Raw genomic sequence first — 20,654 nt, 5'->3', positions numbered from 1 at the left:
CGGATTAAATCAGCATCATAAGGAGCGAAAATGCAGACCAATATTCAGGATAATTAAGTCTTGACGAGTACAGGCAAAACAGGTATATTTACTTTAACGAATAAAAGCTTAAAAGCGAACAAGCGTTTAAGCGTCATAATATCATCTTTAATTGCTCCATAAAATATGTTTTATAGAGAGGAAGAAAAATATGATCGTTATTGCTGGTGTCCAAACACCTGAAGAACATATCCAGGCTATTGTTGCAGTTATTGAAAAGGAAGGTTTGCAGGCTCACGTTTCCCATGGATCGGATCGTACGATTATCGGGCTGATCGGCAGTGTAGAGCCCAAGCTGGCTGAACACCTGCGCCAAATGAAGGGCGTAGAGAATGTAGTCAAAATATCGAAGTCCTACAAATTGGCGAGCCGTGATTTTCATCCCGAAAATACCGTTATCTCTATCAAAGGTGTGAATATCGGCGGAGGCGAGCTTGTGATTATGGGTGGACCATGTGCTGTTGAGTCTGCTGCGCAGATCGACGAAATTGCTGCATTGGTTAAAGCTGCGGGCGCGCAAGTTCTCCGTGGAGGTGCTTTTAAGCCGCGTACGGGTCCTTACAGCTTCCAGGGAACAGGTGTAGAAGGTTTGATCATGATGGCCGAGGCGGGCAAAAAGCATGACCTCCTGACCATTACAGAGGTTATGACACCCGAATACGTGGATATCTGTGCAGAATATGCGGATATTTTACAAGTAGGTACCCGTAACATGCAAAACTTTGATCTATTGCGCAAGCTGGGAACCTGCGGCAAGCCAGTGCTGCTCAAGCGTGGTTTCAGTTCGACTTACGATGAGTTCTTAAATGCTGCCGAGTATATTTTAGCGGGCGGTAACCCGAATGTTATGCTGTGTGAGCGCGGAATCCGTACATTTGAAACTTACACCAGAAATACGCTCGACTTGTCAGCTATTCCTGTTCTGCAACAACTGAGCCATTTGCCGGTTATTTCGGACCCGAGTCATGGCACAGGGCGTCGTGAGCTGGTTGTTCCTATGACGAAGGCTTCGGTAGCTGCAGGAGCAGATGGACTGATTATTGAAATGCACACAGATCCCGACAATTCGATGACGGGCGATGGTGTACAATCCTTGTTCCCAGATCAATTTTCAGATTTGCTGAAAGATTTGGAACTACTGGCTCCAGCTGTAGGAAAAACATTTCATACGCCTAGTACCATTTCTTAAAATCAATACTTAACATTAATGCATAAAAGTTTTGCCGCAACAAAGTAATTCGATTAAAATTGCCCCAAAAGCCCGGTGTTTCGGGCTTTTTGTGCTATTCAAATGTTATCAAGAGCGTAAGCATAGCTAACATTAGTTTAAAAAATACCTTACATAGCTATTGACCCGTGTCATGTTTGAGATTTATAATGACGACAGAAAAAAACATTCGATCATGAACATTTCAGGGTTGTATAAGACTTAATGTTCGGAAAATTGGGAGGAAGAAGACATGTCCGTTGAGAATGTATTGAAAACAATTCAGGAAAATAATATTGAGTGGGTAGATTTTCGCTTTGTAGATTTGTCCGGCCGTGCTCACCATATTTCGTTGCCAGCTTCCGAAGTAGATGAAGAAACATTTGTTAACGGTGTTGCTTTCGACGGTTCTTCCATTCCCGGCTATCGTGGCATCGAGGAATCCGACATGGTTATGCTGCCCGATCCGGAAGCGGTTTTCATCGACCCTTTCACTCAGCATCCTACACTGAATATTCTGTGTGATATTGCTACGCCAGACGGCGAAAAATACGACCGCGATCCTCGCGGCATTGCAAGAAAAGCAGAAGAATTCTTGAAAACTGCTGGTGTAGGTACGAAAGTTAACTTTGCACCTGAATCTGAATTTTTCATCTTTGACGAGGTGCGCTATGAGACCAGTATGAACAGCTCCTCCTTTTTCGTGGATTCCGAAGAAGCTGCTTGGAACACCAATCGAAAGGAAGAGGGCGGAAATCTGGGCTTTAAAGTGGGAGTGAAGGGCGGATATGTGCCTGTAGCGCCAGTAGACACCCAACAAGACATCCGTAGTGAAATGTGCCGTTTGCTTGAAGAAGCAGGTCTGAGAATTGAGCGCCATCACCATGAGGTTGCTACGGCAGGTCAGGCGGAAATTAACTTCCGTTTTGATACACTCAAGAAAACAGCTGATAATCTGCTTGTTTATAAATACATTGTACACAACACAGCTCGTCAATACGGTAAAGTGGCAACATTTATGCCAAAACCACTCTTTGGAGACAACGGAAGCGGTATGCACGTTCACCAATCCATTTTCGATGGAGACACTCCTTTGTTCTACGAAAAAGGTGCTTACGCTAACCTGAGCGAACTGGCCCTTCATTACATTGGCGGTATCCTGTACCATGCACCAGCGCTGATCGCTTTGACGAACCCAAGTACGAACTCGTTCAAGCGTCTCGTTCCAGGCTATGAAGCTCCAGTTAACCTGGTATTCTCCAAAGGTAACCGTTCTGCGGCTGTCCGTATTCCAGTAGCGGCTGTTACGCCTAAAGGCTGTCGGATCGAGTTCCGTACACCGGACTCCACAGCTAACCCTTACCTGGCCTTCTCTGCAATGCTGATGGCGGGTCTGGATGGCATCAAGCGCAAACTGAACCCGATCGAATTGGGATATGGTCCACTTGATACGAACATCTATGAGCTGTCCGATGCTGAAATAGGTAAAATCCGTAGTGTTCCTGCTTCGCTAGATGAGGCTCTGGACGCTCTGGAAGCCGACTACGAGTTCTTGACAGAAGGCGACGTATTTACGAAGGACTTTATTGATAACTATGTAGAGCTCAAGCGTTCTGAAGCTAAATCGGTTAACATCCGTGTTCATCCGCACGAATACAGCCTGTATTTCGACTGCTAATAGCAGTTAATAAAATGAGCAGCATGGTTACCTTGAATAACAAACATTAGCTAACAAAACAAGCAGCATAGCTGCCTTGAACATTAGCCATTAGCCTATGGTAACGGTTAATGTTCAAGATAGGTCTCCGGTTTTTAAGCCGGGGACCTTTTAATATTAAATTAAATACCACAAAATTAAGATGTTAAATATACTTACATTCACATCTTTGTCACATCATAAATGAAATCGGAAACATTTTTTAACAAGTCTTGAACGCTCATATGAATACTGCTATCATAGCGATAATATCCGCACCAGAGTAGAGAAGGGATGGGAATTTGTTGAGTAAGAGAGCCTATAATTTTAATGCAGGACCAGCGGCATTGCCGCTCAAAGTGCTGGAACGTGTACAAGCTGAATTCGTAGATTTTCAGGGAACAGGTATGTCCATTATGGAAATGTCTCACCGTGGAGCTGTGTATGAATCTGTTCATAATGAAGCGCAGGAACGTCTGTTATCTCTGCTAGGCAATCCAGAAGGCTACAAGGTGTTATTTCTCCAAGGAGGCGCCAGTACGCAATTTGCTATGCTGCCCTTAAATTTCTTGGACGAAGGACAGACAGGAAGCTATATCATGACAGGTAGCTGGTCGGACAAGGCTTATAAAGAAGCCAAGCTTGTGGGCAAGGCTCATATTGCTGCATCTTCCGCTGATGAGAAGTATATGCGTCTTCCGAATGTGGATTCTTTGGACTTGCCTGACAATACTGCTTATGTGCATATTACGTCCAACGAGACGATTGAAGGTACACAGTTCAAGCAATTCCCGGATACCGGTTCTGTGCCATTGATTGTGGACATGTCCAGTGATATTTTTTGCAAGCCGTTTGATGCTACTCAATTCGGACTGATCTATGCTGGAGCACAAAAAAATCTGGGTCCTTCCGGCGTAACGGTCGTGATCGCCCGTGAAGAACTGTTAACATCTTCACCGGACAACGTTCCTACGATGCTGCGTTATAGCACTTATCAAAAAAATAACTCTCTCTACAATACACCTCCATCCTTTGCTATATACATGGTGAACGAGGTACTGAAATGGATTCAGGAAGAAGGCGGCCTGGAAGGTATTGAACGCATCAACCAGCAGAAAGCTGCTTTGCTCTACGACCGTATTGACGGCAGCGAAGGCTTCTACCGTGGTTGTGTAGACGTCGCTGACCGTTCCATTATGAATGTGACCTTCCGCCTCGCAAATGAGGACTTGGAAAAGCAATTTATTAAGGAATCCGAGCAGGCCGGTTTCGTCGGTCTGAAGGGACATCGCAGTGTAGGAGGGCTTCGCGCTTCGATCTACAATGCCGTTCCGCTGGAGAACTGTCAAGCGTTGGCCGAGTTTATGGATAGCTTTAAGCAGCGTCATAGCTGATTGTAACGGACATATATTTCGATACACGAATGTTGGAAATCGAAAAAACCAAAGTAAAGCCTTCCCTGAATGTGTATAGGGGAAGGCTTTTAGTGGTGAGGAGCGATAATTTTTCTCATTTGATGTTCATATCCCGCCGATTTTGTTAAAATAATAGAATGTGTAAATTTTTTCAGTTCAAACATGAAGGGAACGAAACGTGATGCCATTACATATTGTGCTTGTTGAGCCGGAAATCCCGGCTAACACAGGGAATATTGCCAGAACGTGTGCTGCTACCGGAACACATCTGCATCTGGTAAAGCCGCTGGGCTTCCGTACCGACGATGCCACGTTAAAACGGGCTGGACTTGATTACTGGTATGCGGTCCACATTGAATACCATGAATCTTTTGCTGAGGTACAGGAGAAGTACCAGGAAGGTCGCTTTTTTTATGCCACCACGAAAGCAAATCAGCGTTATAGTGATATTGCATTTCAGGATGGAGACTTTCTGGTATTTGGCAAAGAAACGAAAGGGCTGCCTACTGAGCTTCTGGCGGCTAATCCGGATACATGCATCAAGATGCCTATGTCAGATAAAGTAAGATCGCTGAATTTGTCGAATTCCGCTGCGATTATCGTATATGAAGCGCTGCGGCAAATGGATTTTCCGGGTTTATCATGAATAATATCAAGTGAGCAAGCATAACTACGAATAAAGAACCAGGACCTTAGTTGCTAATCAAGCCTCACGCCTTTGTTGTTAAGATGAACCTGACGTAACGTTTGAAAATAAGTTTATAATCATTAATTTGTAAAATCCTCAGAGAAAGCTAATGATATTGGACTTTCCGGTCGATAAAAATATTACAGACATTCTGTACCATACTTTGATATGGTTCATGATTTTATGAGAAAATGTAATAAAATTTCCTGTGATCAGCAGGATTCGACAAAAAGACAGCGAATACTACATAAAGAATAGTGTCTTTGTACCTAGTTTTTCGCAGGGAAGAAATTGCAAGTATAATGAATAGGAGAGGTGTACGATCACGATGAAACCTGCCGGTGTGGTGCGTAAAGTTGATCAGTTGGGGAGAATAGTCTTGCCCAAGTCACTACGCAAAAGATATCAAATGAATGAGGGAGACCCTGTCGAAATTTTGGTTCAGGGCGACCATATTATTTTGGAGCGTTATCGTCCGAAATGTGTATTCTGCGGATCAGTTGAGCAAGTGAACAATTTTAAAGACCGTTATATTTGTGCTCAATGTTTGACGGAAATGACACAGTACTCCTAAAATGGGGCAAAAGCATCACGACATTCGTTCGTGATGCTTTTTTTCTTATAGAGTAGTATAGGGGAGCAAGCGTAGTTTACATGCCTGTAAACGATAAGCTCCTATTTATAGAACAAAAAATGAGTAGGGACCGGACGGAGATTTCCATCCGACGGCTTGTTCACGACCCCACCGTTCAGGATGAGTGAGGAGGAGCCGCCCCCGTCCAGATTATAAGCATCCTGAACGCCGAGATTGTACATTTTCCCTTGTAGTTCTTCCAACGTTGCGCCTGAACCCCCGCTTTCATTGTAGCCGTCTACGACAATAATGAGTAGTTGGTCATCTTTATAGTTGCCGATGGCTGTACGTGGGGCCCGTTTAGGCGATACCTTCCACTTGTCTGGAATAGGCATCTTTTGGCCTCTTTGCAGCAGAACGGGAACGAAGGTAGCTCCAAAGACAGGCTTTAGGCTGTCCAGAGCGCCTTGACTGTAAAACTTGCCGCCGATGAGCTTGCTGGTGTTATTCATTCCAACGAAGGACAAATCCTTAAAGCTGGACTGAAAGCCGGTCAGGTAATGGCCGTTCATGACGGTAGTGCTTAATGGATAGCGTTTGCCGTCTCCATCCGCAAAGCCGCCTGCATTAATGCCAGCGACAGCTCCGTGTCTCAGGACAGCACGCATGGTCGTTTCAGAGCCGCCCAGTTTGTCGCTCCCCAGAGACATTTTCATAGCGGCAGGATCTTTAAGCTTGACCTTCATGGCATAGCCATGATAAATCCCCGGGTTCACCTTAAACAATTCAATAGTAATCCGGTTGCTGTCTACCCGCTCATAGGGAACCCCGAGCTTGGCGGTGATGCGTCGATCATATATTTTTTCGGGACGCTTGGATTGGGTAGAGGCCGTTTGAACAAGCTGGTTCATCGTTTGGGTCGTTTGCTTGTACAGCTCCGATGTTCGGCGAATGGTGGACAAGGTGTATGTTGCCGTTTGTTTGGCTTCATCAAGCTGGTTGCTTACGGACTGCGTTTGTAGAACGACCTCGGTTTTTTGCAGACTCGGGACAGTAGATTCGGAAAAACTAAATGTGGGATGAATTAACAAAATACACCCCAACAAACCGATAAAAGGAGCAAGGGCCAACATGAAGAAACGATTTACCTGTTTTGTATCCATATTCATTTCAGCAGGTCCATTTTTTTCTGAAGTGTATTGAGCTGCTGCTTAACTTCGTTCAGTTGGGTGTAAAGCTTATTGCTGTTGTCGGTTTTATTGTTTGCATTATCCTTGGTAAAGGTCAGCAATTCATTGAAGGACTGCACTTTGCCCTCTAATCTGCTTACTTCCTTGGAGAGCGCGGCCAACTGTTTTTCATAGTCGGTTTTGAGCGCTTGAATCTGTTGGTCCGTATGGGTTTGCATTTCGTTCAGCATTTCCTGCTTCAAATGATTGCTGTACAGATAGGTTGCGAGAGCACCTAGTATAATAAGTAGGAACCAAAATAGCAGAAAAGCCTTTACGGGCATCCCCTTTCTTGAAGTGCCTCGCCGGGATTCGGCAGGAGGGTGTTCAGGTGAAGCTTGCATGCGATTTTCAACTCCCGTGTAAAATCAAATTTCCAGTCTTTATTTTGCAGTTCCAATTCTATCATGGGCCTATTTATTTCGCAAAAACGAAATAGATGCATAAAATTATTTGGAAAAAGAGATTGCATCGGAAGGAAGTCCTAGGATACAATTTCCTTAAACGGTTTTCGCTTCTTATACGTTCACATTTGCGCAATTTCTACATATGCAACCCCAAATTATAGATTCATTTTCGCTAACTATGTATTTTTATGTATTTTTTTGTGAAATCAGGAGGTTTAGACATGAGAAAAGTATGGCAGGTGGTCATCATAGACATCCATCCTACAAGCATGCTGGGTACAAAGCTTATTTTGGAAGACCAGCAGGATTTGCTTGTCAGAGGGATGTCCTCCTCCGGAACGGAAGGTCTGGAATTGGCTTGCTCCATTCGGCCGGAAATCATTTTAATGGATTACAGGTTGCCTGAGGGAACGGCGGAACCGTTTCTAACACAAATACGGGCCTTGTCTCCTGACAGCCATATTGTTATTATGACGGATGAGGATAATATTACGCTCTTCCAACAGCTGATTTCGCTGGGAGCGAATGGAATGTTATCCAAACAGGCGTCACCAAGCCAGTTGATCCATCTGATCAACGGTTTGCGCGAAGGATTTGCTTCGTTACCGATGGACTGGATTCGTTGTGGAAACTGGCCTTTTATGCCGCTAATGGCTTCTGAGCCTTTTGACGAATTGACAAAAACTGAAGTTTTTATTATGGAACGTATTGTACAAGGAATTACATATGACAAAATTGCTACTGAGATCGAAGTCAGTCGGCGCTCTATTGATAATTATTTACGTAAAATTTATGCGAAATTGGGCGTGTCCAGCCGGGCACAGGCGATTGAACGTTATGCCTTGTATGCGCGTCAGACCAAGCAGCTATATGCCTGATGCGCCAGCCCGGAAGCCTTGACCTATTTTTCAGCAGAAGGAGGATGTTCATGCAATATTCCTTTGCTTCACGAACGGCTGCAATGTTGGCTTCTCCAGTGCGTCATATCCGGGAAAATGCGAGAAGACACTCCTTTATATCTTTGGCTGAAGAATTGCCTGCACAAGAGCTTTTTCCGGTGAAGCTGCTGGAAGAAGCGGCTCATGATGTGTTTGGCTCCGGCCCTGACGCCCTCCAGTATGGTGAACCGGAGGGCTATTTTCCTTTGCGGGCGTGGCTTGCAGGAGAGTGGGAACAGCGCAAAGGAGTTAGAGTACCACCAGGACAAATCCTCCTGACAACAGGCAGTCAGCAGGCCATTGACCTGATTGTAAGGCTGATGGTGGATGAACGCGACCCGGTGTTGGTCGAAAATCCGACGTCGCCCGGATGTCTGCAAGTGCTGTCGATGCAGGGAGCGCAGATCGTTCCCGTAGAATCTGATGGAGAAGGTGTGCTTCCCGATCAGCTTGAAGCCTTAATCGTTCATCACCATCCCAAGCTTTTTTTCGCTACGCCCACGTTTACGAACCCGACCGGTTCCTTATGGAGCGCGGCAAGACGTCAGGAGATTTTGGACCTGTGCAGGCGTCATCAGGTGTTGATCGTGGAGGACGATTCTTATGGAGAACTTCATTTTAAACAAAAAAATGAATCCGGCGACAAGAGCCCGTATGGGCAAAGCCGGAAATTTGCAGAAGCCTATCCTTCGCTATTTGCGCTGGATCATGCGGGGCAGGGCGGCCAGGTGCTATATATCGGTTCATTCAACAAAACGGTTGCGCCTGCGCTGAGAACCGGATGGGCGGCAGGCCCCGCCCCGTTGATCGAAGGTATGTACGCTTTGAAGCAGTTGGCCGATATGCAATCCAGTACGATGAACCAGCGGCTCCTGTTCCAGTTGCTGACCAGCTCGCGTTTTCAATGGCACGAGCATTTAGCCATGCTGAACAAAGAGTACTCGACACGTCTGCAATTAATTCTGGAGCTGCTCAAGCGCCCGTTTTGGAAAGACGTGACGTACCGCATTCCGTCCGGCGGCATGTATGTGTGGGTTCGGTTGCCCGATGGGCTGGACAGCGCACTGCTGCTAAAGGCGGCTCTACCCAAAGGTGTAGCCTTTATGCCAGGGGAGTTGTGCGCGGTTGGCAGCGAAGGCGCGTCCCATATCCGCCTGAACTTCAGCCATCCGGGCCGCGAGCAGCTACTCATGGGCATGAACTTGATCGGTGAGACGATCAGTGAATTCACTGCGCGAAGCTAGCAGAGGCCGAACGATCTACTTGCTGTGGCATACTTCCGGCAGTCGTGGCGCCAGAAGTAAGCTGTAGGCTTTTCAGTGATCGTCTGCATTTGAAGCGCCAGAAGTAAGCGGCAGGATTTTCAGAGATCGTCTGCATTCGCGGCGGCAGAGTACGCGGCTGGTGCCTCCGCGATCAGGCGTTGTCCGCCGCGATCATTGGGCTCTACGGCCTTGCCAGTGGCCGTTTCGGCGCCCTGCTCTTGCAGCACCGCCGCATACTCGCTCAGGGCGGCTTCGCCAAACGGGGTTAGCCTGTAGCGGCCACGGGCTACGCGCTCGAACCAGCCGTAGTAGTTGCGCTGGAGCACGGCTGCGGCCCCGCTAACGGCTGCTGTGCGGGCGAGCTGCGCCGGGGCCGCTTCCCCCAGGCCCTGCAAGGCTGCGGCCACGCGCAGCGCTTTTTCGCGGTAGGCCGTGACCAGCTTGCGCCGGGTACTGCCGCCAGTGTTGTGGTCGCCGCTGCGTGCGTGAAACTCCCGCAGCAGCTTTTCCTTGCGCGAGCCGGGGCGGGCTGCCGCCGCTTTGCGGTCACCACCGTTCGTACCCGCAGGCTTGCAAAGTACCTCTACGAGCGGCGGCTTGGTTTTGTAATGGGTGATGGTGAGCAAGCCCAGCCCCAACTGGCGGCACAGTCCGACCAACTCGTTCCAGCGCTGATTGACAGCCCCTTTTTTCGCACGGTTTCGTTCCACCGCCACATACACATTGCTGCTTAGCTTCAAACGCTGCATGCCTTGCAGCACCAGCGCCAGATTGAACGTCTTTTTAATCTCCACAATCAGTGGCTCCTGCTGTTCTGGCTTTATTCCCACCAAATCGCAGTTACGCACTTCTCCCTTGATTTCGTATCCCGAGCTCTCAAAAAAGGCTTTGATCGGAGCGTACAGCTCCGTCTCATGCCGAACAGCCATGCTTCTCCCGCTCCTTTATCCCATTATTCCGAGCTTATATTGTACCATAATGCGGCAGGTCCGCGTCGTTGTTGTATATTTTAGCACAGTGTATCTCTCTGTTTTTCGAAAAGGCAGGGAACCTGTCGCAAAAAAAAGGTCAATTCTGAAATCAATCTGCATAGGTATGTATTACACTTTTTTTAAGAGGATTGCATCATATCCTGAAAGGCGTGGACGAGTGTAGCCATTAACCATCCGGAGTGGAGGATAGTCATTACGCAGTCATAGGAGGAACCTAGCATGAATATTTTTGAACGCGTTGCGGAGTACCGGGCGGAAAACAACCGTCTGGCCTGGAGCGGCACTTTTAGAGAGTATATCGAGATACTCAAGAAAGACCCGACGCCGGCGATGACCGCTCATGCACGGGTTTACAAGATGATTGAATCTTTTGGTGTAGAAGAGGCTGGGGGACATAAGCGATATAAATTTTTCGAGCAGGAGATTTTTGGATTGGATCGTGCGCTTGAAAAGTTGGTGGAGGAATACTTCCATTCCTCAGCCCGTCGGCTCGATGTGCGCAAACGTATTCTACTTTTGATGGGACCCGTCAGTGGAGGTAAATCCACGCTGGTCACCTTGCTCAAACGCGGTCTGGAGAAATTTTCGAGGACGGATCAGGGAGCGGTATACGCCATTGAAGGCTGCCCCATGCACGAAGATCCGCTTCATCTCATTCCTCATGAGCTGCGTCCGGATTTTGAGAAGGAGCTGGGGGTGCGGATTGAAGGCAATCTGTGCCCAGCCTGCCAGATGAGATTACGCACAGAATTTGATGGAGATATTGAAAAGGTCCGCGTGGAGCGGGTGTTTATATCGGAAGAAAATCGGATCGGCATCGGTACGTTCAGTCCTTCGGATCCGAAGTCACAGGATATTGCCGATTTGACGGGCAGCATCGACTTTTCTACGATTACGGAGTATGGGTCGGAATCCGATCCACGCGCGTATCGTTTTGACGGAGAACTGAACAAAGCCAACCGTGGACTTATGGAGTTTCAGGAGATGCTGAAATGCGATGAGAAGTTTTTGTGGAATTTGCTGTCACTGACCCAGGAGGGTAATTTTAAAGCGGGACGTTTTGCGTTAATCAGTGCAGATGAATTGATCGTTGCCCATACCAATGAGTCGGAGTATAAAAGCTTTATCGCAAACAAAAAGAACGAGGCTCTGCAATCACGGATGATCGTGATGCCGATTCCTTACAACCTTAAAGTCTCGGAAGAAGAAAAGATTTACGCCAAGCTCATTGAACAAAGCGACATGAAGCATATTCACATCGCCCCTCATGCGCTGCGGACGGCTGCTATTTTCTCCGTGCTTACCCGCTTGAAGGAGACGAAGAAGCAGGGCATGGATCTGGTCAAAAAGATGCGCATGTATGATGGCGAAGAGGTAGAAGGCTACAAGACAGCCGATCTGAAGGAAATGCAAAGTGAGTTTCTGGAGGAAGGCATGTCCGGGGTAGATCCAAGGTACGTCATCAACCGCATTTCCAGTGCGCTCATTAAGCAAAATGTAGAATCCATCAATGCACTGGACATTTTACGAGCTATCAAGGATGGTCTGGATCAGCATGCTTCTATTACGAAGGAAGAAAGGGAGCGCTATCTGAATTTCATTTCCGTGGCCCGTAAGGAGTATGACGAGCTGGCGAAAAAAGAAGTCCAGAAAGCTTTTGTGTATTCGTTCGAGGAATCAGCCAAGACGCTGTTCGACAACTATTTGGATAACATCGAAGCCTTCTGCAATTGGGTGAAAATCCGCGACCCGCTTACGGATGAGGAACTCGACCCGGATGAGCGGCTGATGCGTTCGATCGAAGAGCAGATTGGGGTATCGGAAAATGCGAAAAAGGCGTTCCGCGAAGAAATTCTCATCCGAATTTCCGCTTACTCACGCAAGGGGCGTAAGTTCGAATATCATCATCATGATCGGCTGAGAGAGGCGATTGAGAAGAAGCTGTTCGCTGATTTGAAGGATATTGTGAAAATTACGACCTCGACCAAAACACCCGATGCTAATCAGCTCAAACGAATGAATGAGGTTATTAAGCGGTTGATTGAGGAACACGGCTATACAGGTGCCAGCGCCAACGACCTGCTTCGGTATGTAGGCAGTCTGCTGAATCGGTAAAATTCGGTAAGCTTAAGGTTAGCAAGAGCAAGAGGGTGGAGTAATCCGGTAGCATGCACAGTAAGTTTCCAGTGCTTGCTGTCGGGTTCTTTTTTTATCATGAGGGAGTCATTTCAGGTGCTTGTCCATCATAGATATGTAAAAAATCACAATGAATCCAATGAATTTATAACATTTGCCAAAAATGCGCCGATAAATATGGTAATGTTAAATGGATGTAAACTATTTATTTGGGGGAACTTATGATTGATGTAGCCGAAAGTAGATTAAAACAGATTCAATATATTGGCATCACGGATGAGGATTTGGCTTTATTGCATCTCCATCAGGGTTTGTTCCAATCTATTGTGGATGAGGTGGTGGATCGTTTTTATGATCATGTGGAAAAGGTCCCGCACCTCATGTCGATTATCTCCAAATGGTCTAATATTGAACGATTAAAGCAAACACAACGAGAATATTGGCTTTCTCTGGCAGATGGAAAAATAGATGAGCCGTTTATTGAGCACCGCCTTTTTGTAGGGCAGGTGCATTCCCGCATTGGTCTGTCCTCGGATTATTATTTGGGCACATACATAACTTACTTGGACATTGCAGTAGATATTTTGAAGCATTCGGGGATCGACGATTGGTATCCGATTGTTCACGCTCTTTCCAAAATGTTCAATCTGGACTCCCAGCTTGTGCTGGAAGCCTATCAGAAGAAGGAAAAGGAGCAAATTAACGAACTGGCCGATGAGCAGACACAAGTATTAACCGTTGTGTCCCGAATTGCTCAAAATTTGACTGGTATGATTGCTGAATTACGTGAAAATACAGATAACATTGCAGATAGTGCACGTACAACGGCCTCTTCGCAGGAACATACGGAAGAATTGGTACAGCAGTTGGGCGATGAGATCAAGCATATTGAGCAGATGAGCGGCACGATTCGCGAGCTGTCGGATCAGACGCATTTGCTGGGGCTGAATGCGGCGATTGAAGCAGCACATGCGCAGGAAGCAGGACGCGGGTTTCAGATTGTGGCGCAGGAAGTACGCAAGCTGGCATCCAATTCCAAGCAGGTGCAGGAGCAAATTCAGCGCAAGGTACTGGATATTGCCCATATGCTGAACAGTGTGCAATCCGAAACGGCTGCTACCACAGCCAGCGCCCGACAACAGGCTTCCAGTTCCGAGGAATTGGCTTCCTTTACAAAGCTGATCGAAAATATGGTAAAGGAATTGGAAACGCTTCAGCATTCCAGCGAAATGATGTAGGTGTGAGAGGATAGAATGAGTTGTATCCCGGGGAGAGCTTTTTGAGGAAAATAACGCTCCCCCTCCGTGGCGGTCCAATCAACGCAACCGAGGAAGAGCGTAATACTTATAAGGAAATGATTGATTTCTTCCATTCAGTATGAGCCGCAAATACTCTTTTCCATAACTCGTCCCGTTCCTGGTGACTATAGTTAACAAGCGGCTCACCAAATACATCTGCCAACACTTCCAGCCACTGCGATTTATGATCCAGCTCTATTTTTTCCAATCCGTTCAGCCCGTGTTTTTTCCAAATGCAGCCTCTTAGTTCATTCGTCTCTAATGCTTGTCTTTGCCGAATCAGAAACAGGTTGAACCATGGGGAATCCACTGAGCGGCTATAGAAATGATGTTTTGGCATAAACTCTTCCAAATCCCGAACAACCGTAGGGTCATAATCAACGCCGACAAATGAAGCAAGCGAATCATGCTCTAACCGCCAGCCTTTTGCAACAACCCCGGACTCTGTAACCTTATATTGAAGAGGAGCTTGTTCATAAGTGCCCATACGGAGTGGAACAGGCTCATATGGCATATCGCCTAAACCGACATCAACAATCCATACTTCATCTTCGTGCTGCTCATTTAGCAAGTTCACGGTTAACCCAAGATGAAATGAATTGATGCGTGGCTCTGCCCCTAAAGGCTGAACCCCGGCACGATGCAGGCTGACCTTGTAGCCCAGTGAATGTAGTAGTGCGCTGAAGGCACCATTCAGATGAAAACAATAACCGCTTCTACCCTGTAAAATAAGTTGAACTGATTCTTGAAAACCAATGGCTGCCGGCCTTCTTGCAAAAATGTCCACCGTTTGCCACGAAAGATGTTTCACATGGGCCTTATGCAGCTCAAATAAATAGGATTGGGTAGGAGGCTGAATGTCTTGAATTCCGATCCTGTTTAGATAAGCCTTTATTTCTTCTTTTGTCATGATGTACATATACAGTCACCTCTATTGTTAGTTTCTCAATTTCTCTTTTCGGAATAAATGATCCTTGAGTCATAGCATCATTGTAGAAGGGGGGCGTATTGATTACAATGCTATAAACTTTTGATTGTACCGGTACAATCAGCCAGTGGATTCGGTTCAGTGGCATGCAGATTTACCAAAGATAGTTGTCAGAACATAAAAAAACAGACCGTTTCGCTAGGTCTGTTTTCCTGTTTAGTTCCAAGCCGACAGATTATAGCAGCGCTCTAAGTTCACGTCGGTATTTGTTTAACTGCACGAATGATGGAATAACACGTTTGGCAGAACGGATGCCGCCTATTCTGATGTTGCGGACCACATGATAGGGAGAGATCAAAAGTGTGTGAAGCAAATGTAAATCATGGGCGCTTAACGGACGATATCGTTGATAGTAGTCGACCGCGCGCAGCATCTTGGTCCCGTTCCAAAGACAATTTCGATGAAGAAGATGGGACAAGTCTTTCATTCTTACGTGCAGGGAGCAATTTTCAAAATCGATTAAATGAATTTTGAGCTGTCTGTCTTTAATCAGATTGGGATAATTGTAATCGCCATGTATAAATGCGGCAGCTTTTTGCTCCGAGTCGATTGCTTCTCGAACTTTGGTCTGCTGTAAATGATTCGACACTTCTTCACAGAGAGCCACGAGATGTTCTGTGCCTTTGTAGGGACTGAGGCGTTTTTTGTATCCAGCTATCTCATCATCCAAGCCCTCGTAACGTATTCTGGATGCCGGAGCCTCGGTGACAGGAAAGCCTACGGCACTGGAGTGAAATTTGGCTAAGGTGGAAATTCCCTTTTTGAAATCTATTTTCTTTGTAAATTTTGGTCTTCCTCCATCCACCCAATTGGTTAATGTATACGAAATGCCTTCATGGGTCATATAAGCGGTTTGCTGCACTGTCGGATAAACCTTTTGGCTGCGGGTAAACCCGCGCTCATCCAGGAAGGACAACACACGTGTAATAAAACGAATTTCATCTTCTGGGAATTTGTAGGGCTTTAAACAATAGGTCATGCCGGCGGTCTCAATCTTGTGTATGTCCTTCTTTTGACGAGTACGTTGAATTTTGATTCCGTACATCTGCTCAACGTTCGATAAAATCGACATTTTGATCCTCACTTTCTTTTATGCATGTGCCCATTCCTGCAAAATATGAATGATTTGTAAACGAAGGGGCCACGATTGATCCCAATTGTCCAGGATCTCGCGGTTTCTTGAGCGATTCAGGTGTAGGGAGGCATGCCACGCTTCGCGCGGCAGTTTATACAAGGCTGTAACCATTTTTCGTTCAGTTCGGCTTAGTGGTTTGCGTTTTTGGTATCCCTTCAGCAAGGATTGCACAAATTCAGGATTGAATTGGGTCGTATTCATAAGGGCCTTTGCCAGATCTACATAGACTGAGCCGACCTTAACTCGATCCCAATCAATGATTTTGAGTTGACCATCATCTGAAATAATGACATTGGGGATCGTAATGTCGCTGTGTATTAAAGAGGGGGAACGCTTTTCCTTCTGAAGCAGCTTAACAATGGATGTGTCCTGCAAATCCTTCCATGCCCGCTTAGCTAAACGTTTGCAGTCTTTGCCGTGAGCGTTGTACCAGTTGCCGTATTCTTTGTCATGACGGCTGATTTGTGATATTTTTCTTTGAAAAAGACGGTCCTGGTTTTTCCATATCCGCAATTGCTGAAACGTAGGGGATTTCCCACTTCCAATCCGATGCAAGCCAGTGGACGAGGCGTGAAGCGTGGCAAGTGCCCACCCAAGCTTTTCAAAATCTTCAGCATTCTCCAATCCCCGTCCTTTGATCCACTGACTTACATAAAATGGCGTTTCTTGATGTGTAGTCCACAGCTTCCCGGAATGTGTTGGAAGCCACGCGGGCATGTAGCTATACTTTCTCTTTTTCAAAAGCCTGATCATGCTTGCAGCCTGCTCCATCTGTTGGATTGTATTTGAGCGGACCATCTTAGTACGGCTAAAGGGCTTTAATGCATAAGTTCCCTTTTTCGTTTTCACCTGGATCACTGCATTTTTTCGGTACAGTGATGAGACTAAGCTTGATTTTATTGGGATCAGACCGAAACGACTGGTAATTTTGCGAATCTGTGCTTTGGTATAGGATTTCGTCATAAGAACCTCACTTGACTTGTGATTATAGAAAAAGGTAATCCTCTGTTAGTTATCAGTCTATTCATGAGGAAGATGAAGGTGAGTTCAAATATTGCAAGAGCCATAAAAAAAGGAGCAGCGAAAGTTCGCTACTCCTTTTGAATTAACTCTGTATTTTGCAAGCTGGAATAGGGTCTGGATATTTAATCATTACTATCATCGTAACGGTCATCATCATGATCATCGTCCGTATCCATGATTTTTCCAGATGTCGCATGGATTTCGATGTCAACGGTTCCTTCGTTGGTGAGAATCTTCACGTCATAGATAAACTGTCCGTCTTCCTTGTCCAATTGGGTAGACAGAAAGGTACCGGGTACTGTCTTAAGAGCAATCTGTCCGGCCTGTTTTTCGGTTATGGTGATATTACTTGGCTTGTTTAGGGGCTTCTTGGCATTCAAGTTATCATCCAACTTTGAATGGGACCGAAGGGTTTTTCCAGTATAAGCATCCACATCCACGTCCCAATCTTTATTACCCTGTTGAAGTTCCACCTCATAGTAGGCTTTTCCGGTTTTATGTTCCAGTTCTACATCTTCAACCTTAGCACCATTGCCCACAGCCTTTTTGGCGATATTGGCAGCGGCTGTCGCTCCAATGAGATTCGCAGGCTTGGCTGCCCAGACGGCATTCGCCGAAACACCTGCTACTGTAGCACCGAGCAAAACTGTTGCTGCCATGATTCCTAATGTATAGTTTTTTTTCATGTATAGTTCCTCCTTGTGATGTAAGCTTGAGTACAGCTTATCTATTGAAAATGAGAGGAACGTAATAAAATCATTAGAAAACGATGAGAGAAAATGAGCGATGATGAGAAGAGAGTCATCATTAATCTTCGTTGTCCTGTTTTTCTTTTTCCCAAGTTACAGAATCAATAGAGCCTGATACCGCGTTGACCTGCACCACGGCCTCACGCCCATCCTTCACATCAACCTCAACGAGATAATAAAGGCTCTTTTCGTTACGATGAAGCTCAATATCATCTGTGGTTCCTCCGTTCACCGCCTTTGCAGCAAGCTGGGCCGCTTCCTTTTCTGTGATGACGAGAGATACAGGATCAGGTTTAGGGGAGCTTGGGGTGTTTTTCTGGGGCTCCTGTGTCGTATCCGTATAAGCTTGTGTTCGTCGAATGGAGTCAATATGGCCGTTATAGGCGTTGACTTGTATTTCGTATTTTCCTTTGGGACGCTGCAGCATGATCAGATAAGCATCATTCAAGCGTTTGGATTCCAGCACCTCGCCGGGATATTGATGCAATACAGACTGGATGGCCGCATTTTCCTCCAACGGTGAAGCTGATAGCGACAGTGCCCAAGGCGATTGCAGAAGGTAAAGTGTGATCAGTATAGCCGCCCCTGCCGCCCCAATCATCCACGCATAGATGGCTTTCATCGTTATTCTCTCCTTTTGGTTAATCTGCGGGAACGGCGGGGAGGATGATCGTTGCTGTCGTTCCGCTTTCCTGAATACTTTCTAGCCCAATGTGAGCATGAAGGGCCTCTGCAATTCCTGTAGCCAGCGATAAGCCTAGTCCGGCTCCACCTTCTTCGCGGCTTCTGGCTTCATCCACACGATAGAAGCGGTCAAATACTTTAGATAGCTTGTCCTGCGGAATTCCAATCCCTTGGTCTGTGATTCTGATACAAGGTTGAGCCATCTCACCCGTGGTTCCAATAGTTAGGCGTATCGACTCGTCACTGTATTTACGTGCATTATCCAAAAAGATAAACAGTAGCTGTTTCAGCTTATTTTCATCGCTGTAGCCCATACAGTCCGCCTGCACGTCCAGTTGCACTTCCCGGGCAAAAGCATTTTCAAATGTGACCTTCAACTCTGTCACGATTTTGCTCAGGCGAACCGGCTCCAACACGATATTCCATTGCTCCTCGTTTCTCGCCAAAAGAAGAAGCTGCTCTGCCATTTCCTTCATTCGTATCGCTTCGGAATGGATGGCTTCAACGGACTCGGCGAAAATCTTGGGATGCTGCAGTCCCCGGCGTTTGAGCAGGCTAGCATAGCTTTCAATAATGGTGAGGGGTGTTTTCAGTTCATGGGATGCATTGGAGACAAACTGTTCTTGCCGGACAAAGTTGCGCTCCAGCAATTCAATCATGTCGTTAAACGTTTCTCCCATTTCTACCAGTTCGTCGCGTGATGAGGAGTTGAGCGGAAGGCGCTTAAATTTCCCGCTACGTTGAATCTCTTTCATCGTGCTGATCATAGATGTGATTGGACGTGTAATGAGTCTGCCGAGCAATCTTCCCGAGATCACGACAGGAATGAGCGCAATCCCTGTGACAGCTATAAGTACGATTCTGAGTACCTGTAGCGTCTGCATCGTCGGTTGCAGGCTTTCGGTTATCTGAAGATTGACGACCTCTCCATCGCTCCAGATCATGGGAACCGATACAAGAATGTAACGGTTGTTTTCATGGGTAATCACGCGTACTTGTCGTGTCTCATCATAAACAGCCTTCATCAAACTGAGAGATTGCTCCGAAGAAGAGGTGATCGGGGAAAGAAAATCGCCCTCCGGTTTCATTAGCCGAAGCATACCGTCTGGTGGCACATAGGCTCGAAGAAGATCCCCTGCGACTACCGATGCGGGGGCGCGCTGAATGCCGCGAATCATGTTGTCCGCTGCGGCTTCTACCTGATCTTTGCGGCTGTCTATCGAAAGGTGGCTGAACAGGAAATAGACCGAAAAGTTAATGGCCACAAGTAAAATCGCGAGTAATAACGAGGTGTACATATGGATCTTGTTTTGCAGCTTCATAACGATTCCTTCAGCACATAGCCAATTCCGCGTACGGTATGAATCAGCTCAGGGAGCTGGCGCGTGGGGTCAATTTTATTGCGCACGTATCGGATATACACGTCCACTACGTTGGTATCGCCGTAATAATCAATACCCCATACATTCTCCAGTAATTGTTCTCGGCTAAGCACCTGCCGCTGATGTCTCAGCAAATGAACGAGCAAGTCAAACTCTCGTGGCGTAAGCTCAATGCTGTGCTCACCGCGAAGAACTTCACGGGTACCTTCATGGAGGCGTAAATCCCCGGCATGAAGCCATGCATCTTCCACTTCGGGAACGGCTTCTTTCGTTGCACCTACCCTAAGCGCGGCGCGGACACGTGCAAGCAGCTCTTCGATCACAAAGGGCTTGGTAATATAATCGTTAGCTCCTAGATCGAGCCCCTCGACCTTATCTGCAATAGAACTTTTGGCCGTCAGTAAAATGACAGGAATGCTCGCATCATCCTTACGAATCCGCCGCAGTAGTTCGATGCCACTGAGGCCGGGAATCATAATATCCAGCAGGACCAGATCCCAATGACCTTTGCAATATGTCTCCAGTCCGTCAATTCCGTTTTTTTCTTTGCATACTTGATATCCTTCAAACTCAAGCTCGATCTCCAGAAGCCGGGCAATTTTCTCTTCGTCTTCCACGATCAGAATGGATTGGTTCATTGTGATGCCCTCCTGTAGGCGAATAGCCGATACGGAAGTATTTTAGCATAAGCGGTCGAGTAAGACACGCTTAAGCAGCACAGGCTTTGTAGGGATATACTAGATCAGACATATCTATACATAGAGTATTTTTATACCAAGGATTGAGCGAATTTTCTTATGTTATATTTC

At 46.5% G+C, this 20,654-nt stretch carries 19 protein-coding genes; 9 read left to right on the top strand and 10 right to left on the bottom strand.

The genetic code is table 11. The features are described from left to right. Window positions 1-190: 190 nt before the first annotated feature. The 5 genes from aroF (at window position 191) to ASL14_RS03940 (ending at window position 5,619) form a co-directional block, all read left to right on the top strand. On the top strand, window positions 191-1,228 hold the full coding sequence (gene aroF / locus ASL14_RS03960) for a 3-deoxy-7-phosphoheptulonate synthase (protein ID WP_025682268.1): 1,038 nt from the start codon (window positions 191-193) through the stop codon (window positions 1,226-1,228). A gap of 271 nt (window positions 1,229-1,499) precedes the next feature. Next, the gene (gene glnA, locus ASL14_RS03955) at window positions 1,500-2,924 is read left to right on the top strand and encodes a type I glutamate--ammonia ligase (protein ID WP_134910540.1); all 1,425 of its coding nucleotides are present in this window, start codon (window positions 1,500-1,502) and stop codon (window positions 2,922-2,924) included. 320 nt (window positions 2,925-3,244) lie between these two features. Further along, window positions 3,245-4,336 (top strand): 3-phosphoserine/phosphohydroxythreonine transaminase, encoded by a 1,092-nt coding sequence (serC, locus tag ASL14_RS03950; RefSeq protein WP_134910539.1) that lies wholly within the window; start codon window positions 3,245-3,247, stop codon window positions 4,334-4,336. A 202-nt stretch (window positions 4,337-4,538) separates the two neighbouring features. Further along, complete coding sequence (gene trmL, locus ASL14_RS03945; protein ID WP_134914376.1) at window positions 4,539-5,003, top strand: tRNA (uridine(34)/cytosine(34)/5-carboxymethylaminomethyluridine(34)-2'-O)-methyltransferase TrmL; 465 nt, start codon at window positions 4,539-4,541, stop codon at window positions 5,001-5,003. Window positions 5,004-5,373: 370 nt separating this feature from the next. Beyond that, the gene (locus tag ASL14_RS03940; protein ID WP_014280616.1) at window positions 5,374-5,619 is read left to right on the top strand and encodes an AbrB/MazE/SpoVT family DNA-binding domain-containing protein; all 246 of its coding nucleotides are present in this window, start codon (window positions 5,374-5,376) and stop codon (window positions 5,617-5,619) included. A 101-nt stretch (window positions 5,620-5,720) separates the two neighbouring features. Here ASL14_RS03940 and ASL14_RS03935 read toward each other — a convergent pair whose 3' ends face one another. Further along, complete coding sequence (locus ASL14_RS03935; RefSeq protein ID WP_134910538.1) at window positions 5,721-6,788, bottom strand: phosphodiester glycosidase family protein; 1,068 nt, start codon at window positions 6,786-6,788, stop codon at window positions 5,721-5,723. Beyond that, window positions 6,785-7,192 (bottom strand): hypothetical protein, encoded by a 408-nt coding sequence (locus ASL14_RS03930; RefSeq protein WP_134910537.1) that lies wholly within the window; start codon window positions 7,190-7,192, stop codon window positions 6,785-6,787. The genes ASL14_RS03935 and ASL14_RS03930 overlap by 4 nt, the downstream gene beginning before the upstream one ends. 284 nt (window positions 7,193-7,476) lie before the next feature. Between ASL14_RS03930 and ASL14_RS03925 the strand changes: the two genes are divergently transcribed. Next, entirely contained in the window at window positions 7,477-8,133 is a 657-nt protein-coding gene (locus tag ASL14_RS03925) for a response regulator transcription factor (RefSeq protein WP_134910536.1), read from the top strand. A 50-nt stretch (window positions 8,134-8,183) separates the two neighbouring features. After that, complete coding sequence (locus tag ASL14_RS03920) at window positions 8,184-9,437, top strand: aminotransferase-like domain-containing protein (protein WP_134910535.1); 1,254 nt, start codon at window positions 8,184-8,186, stop codon at window positions 9,435-9,437. Between the two features lie 119 nt (window positions 9,438-9,556). Here the strand turns inward: ASL14_RS03920 and ASL14_RS03915 are convergent, their stop codons facing one another. Further along, complete coding sequence (locus ASL14_RS03915; protein ID WP_134910534.1) at window positions 9,557-10,387, bottom strand: DUF2161 domain-containing phosphodiesterase; 831 nt, start codon at window positions 10,385-10,387, stop codon at window positions 9,557-9,559. A 282-nt stretch (window positions 10,388-10,669) separates the two neighbouring features. Here ASL14_RS03915 and ASL14_RS03910 point away from each other — a divergent pair, with 282 nt between their 5' ends. Continuing rightward, a complete protein-coding gene (locus ASL14_RS03910) occupies window positions 10,670-12,565 on the top strand; it encodes a PrkA family serine protein kinase (protein WP_134910533.1) in 1,896 nt (631 codons plus the stop codon). 242 nt (window positions 12,566-12,807) lie between these two features. Continuing rightward, a complete protein-coding gene (locus ASL14_RS03905) occupies window positions 12,808-13,824 on the top strand; it encodes a globin-coupled sensor protein (protein ID WP_134910532.1) in 1,017 nt (338 codons plus the stop codon). A gap of 106 nt (window positions 13,825-13,930) precedes the next feature. Here ASL14_RS03905 and ASL14_RS03900 read toward each other — a convergent pair whose 3' ends face one another. From ASL14_RS03900 to ASL14_RS03870, 7 genes are all read right to left on the bottom strand, one after another. Continuing rightward, entirely contained in the window at window positions 13,931-14,803 is an 873-nt protein-coding gene (locus ASL14_RS03900) for an arylamine N-acetyltransferase family protein (protein ID WP_134910531.1), read from the bottom strand. Between the two features lie 244 nt (window positions 14,804-15,047). Then, window positions 15,048-15,944, bottom strand: a complete 897-nt coding sequence (locus ASL14_RS03895) for a phosphotransferase (RefSeq protein WP_134910530.1) — start codon at window positions 15,942-15,944, stop codon at window positions 15,048-15,050. A gap of 18 nt (window positions 15,945-15,962) precedes the next feature. After that, the gene (locus ASL14_RS03890) at window positions 15,963-16,970 is read right to left on the bottom strand and encodes an aminoglycoside phosphotransferase family protein (RefSeq protein WP_134910529.1); all 1,008 of its coding nucleotides are present in this window, start codon (window positions 16,968-16,970) and stop codon (window positions 15,963-15,965) included. A gap of 182 nt (window positions 16,971-17,152) precedes the next feature. After that, entirely contained in the window at window positions 17,153-17,716 is a 564-nt protein-coding gene (locus ASL14_RS03885; RefSeq protein ID WP_134910528.1) for a PepSY domain-containing protein, read from the bottom strand. A 121-nt stretch (window positions 17,717-17,837) separates the two neighbouring features. Next, window positions 17,838-18,401: a PepSY domain-containing protein gene (locus tag ASL14_RS03880; RefSeq protein ID WP_134910527.1), complete on the bottom strand. Its 564-nt coding sequence runs from the start codon at window positions 18,399-18,401 to the stop codon at window positions 17,838-17,840. 19 nt (window positions 18,402-18,420) lie between these two features. Continuing rightward, window positions 18,421-19,785: a sensor histidine kinase gene (locus tag ASL14_RS03875; RefSeq protein WP_134910526.1), complete on the bottom strand. Its 1,365-nt coding sequence runs from the start codon at window positions 19,783-19,785 to the stop codon at window positions 18,421-18,423. Continuing rightward, window positions 19,782-20,483, bottom strand: a complete 702-nt coding sequence (locus tag ASL14_RS03870; RefSeq protein ID WP_134910525.1) for a response regulator transcription factor — start codon at window positions 20,481-20,483, stop codon at window positions 19,782-19,784. The genes ASL14_RS03875 and ASL14_RS03870 overlap by 4 nt, the downstream gene beginning before the upstream one ends. Between the last annotated feature and the right edge of the window lie 171 nt (window positions 20,484-20,654).

The organism is Paenibacillus sp. IHB B 3084 (assembly GCF_001447315.1).
In the GTDB taxonomy this organism is placed as follows: Bacteria; Bacillota; Bacilli; order Paenibacillales; family Paenibacillaceae; genus Paenibacillus.
This window is presented reverse-complemented; position numbering and strand designations above follow the sequence as displayed.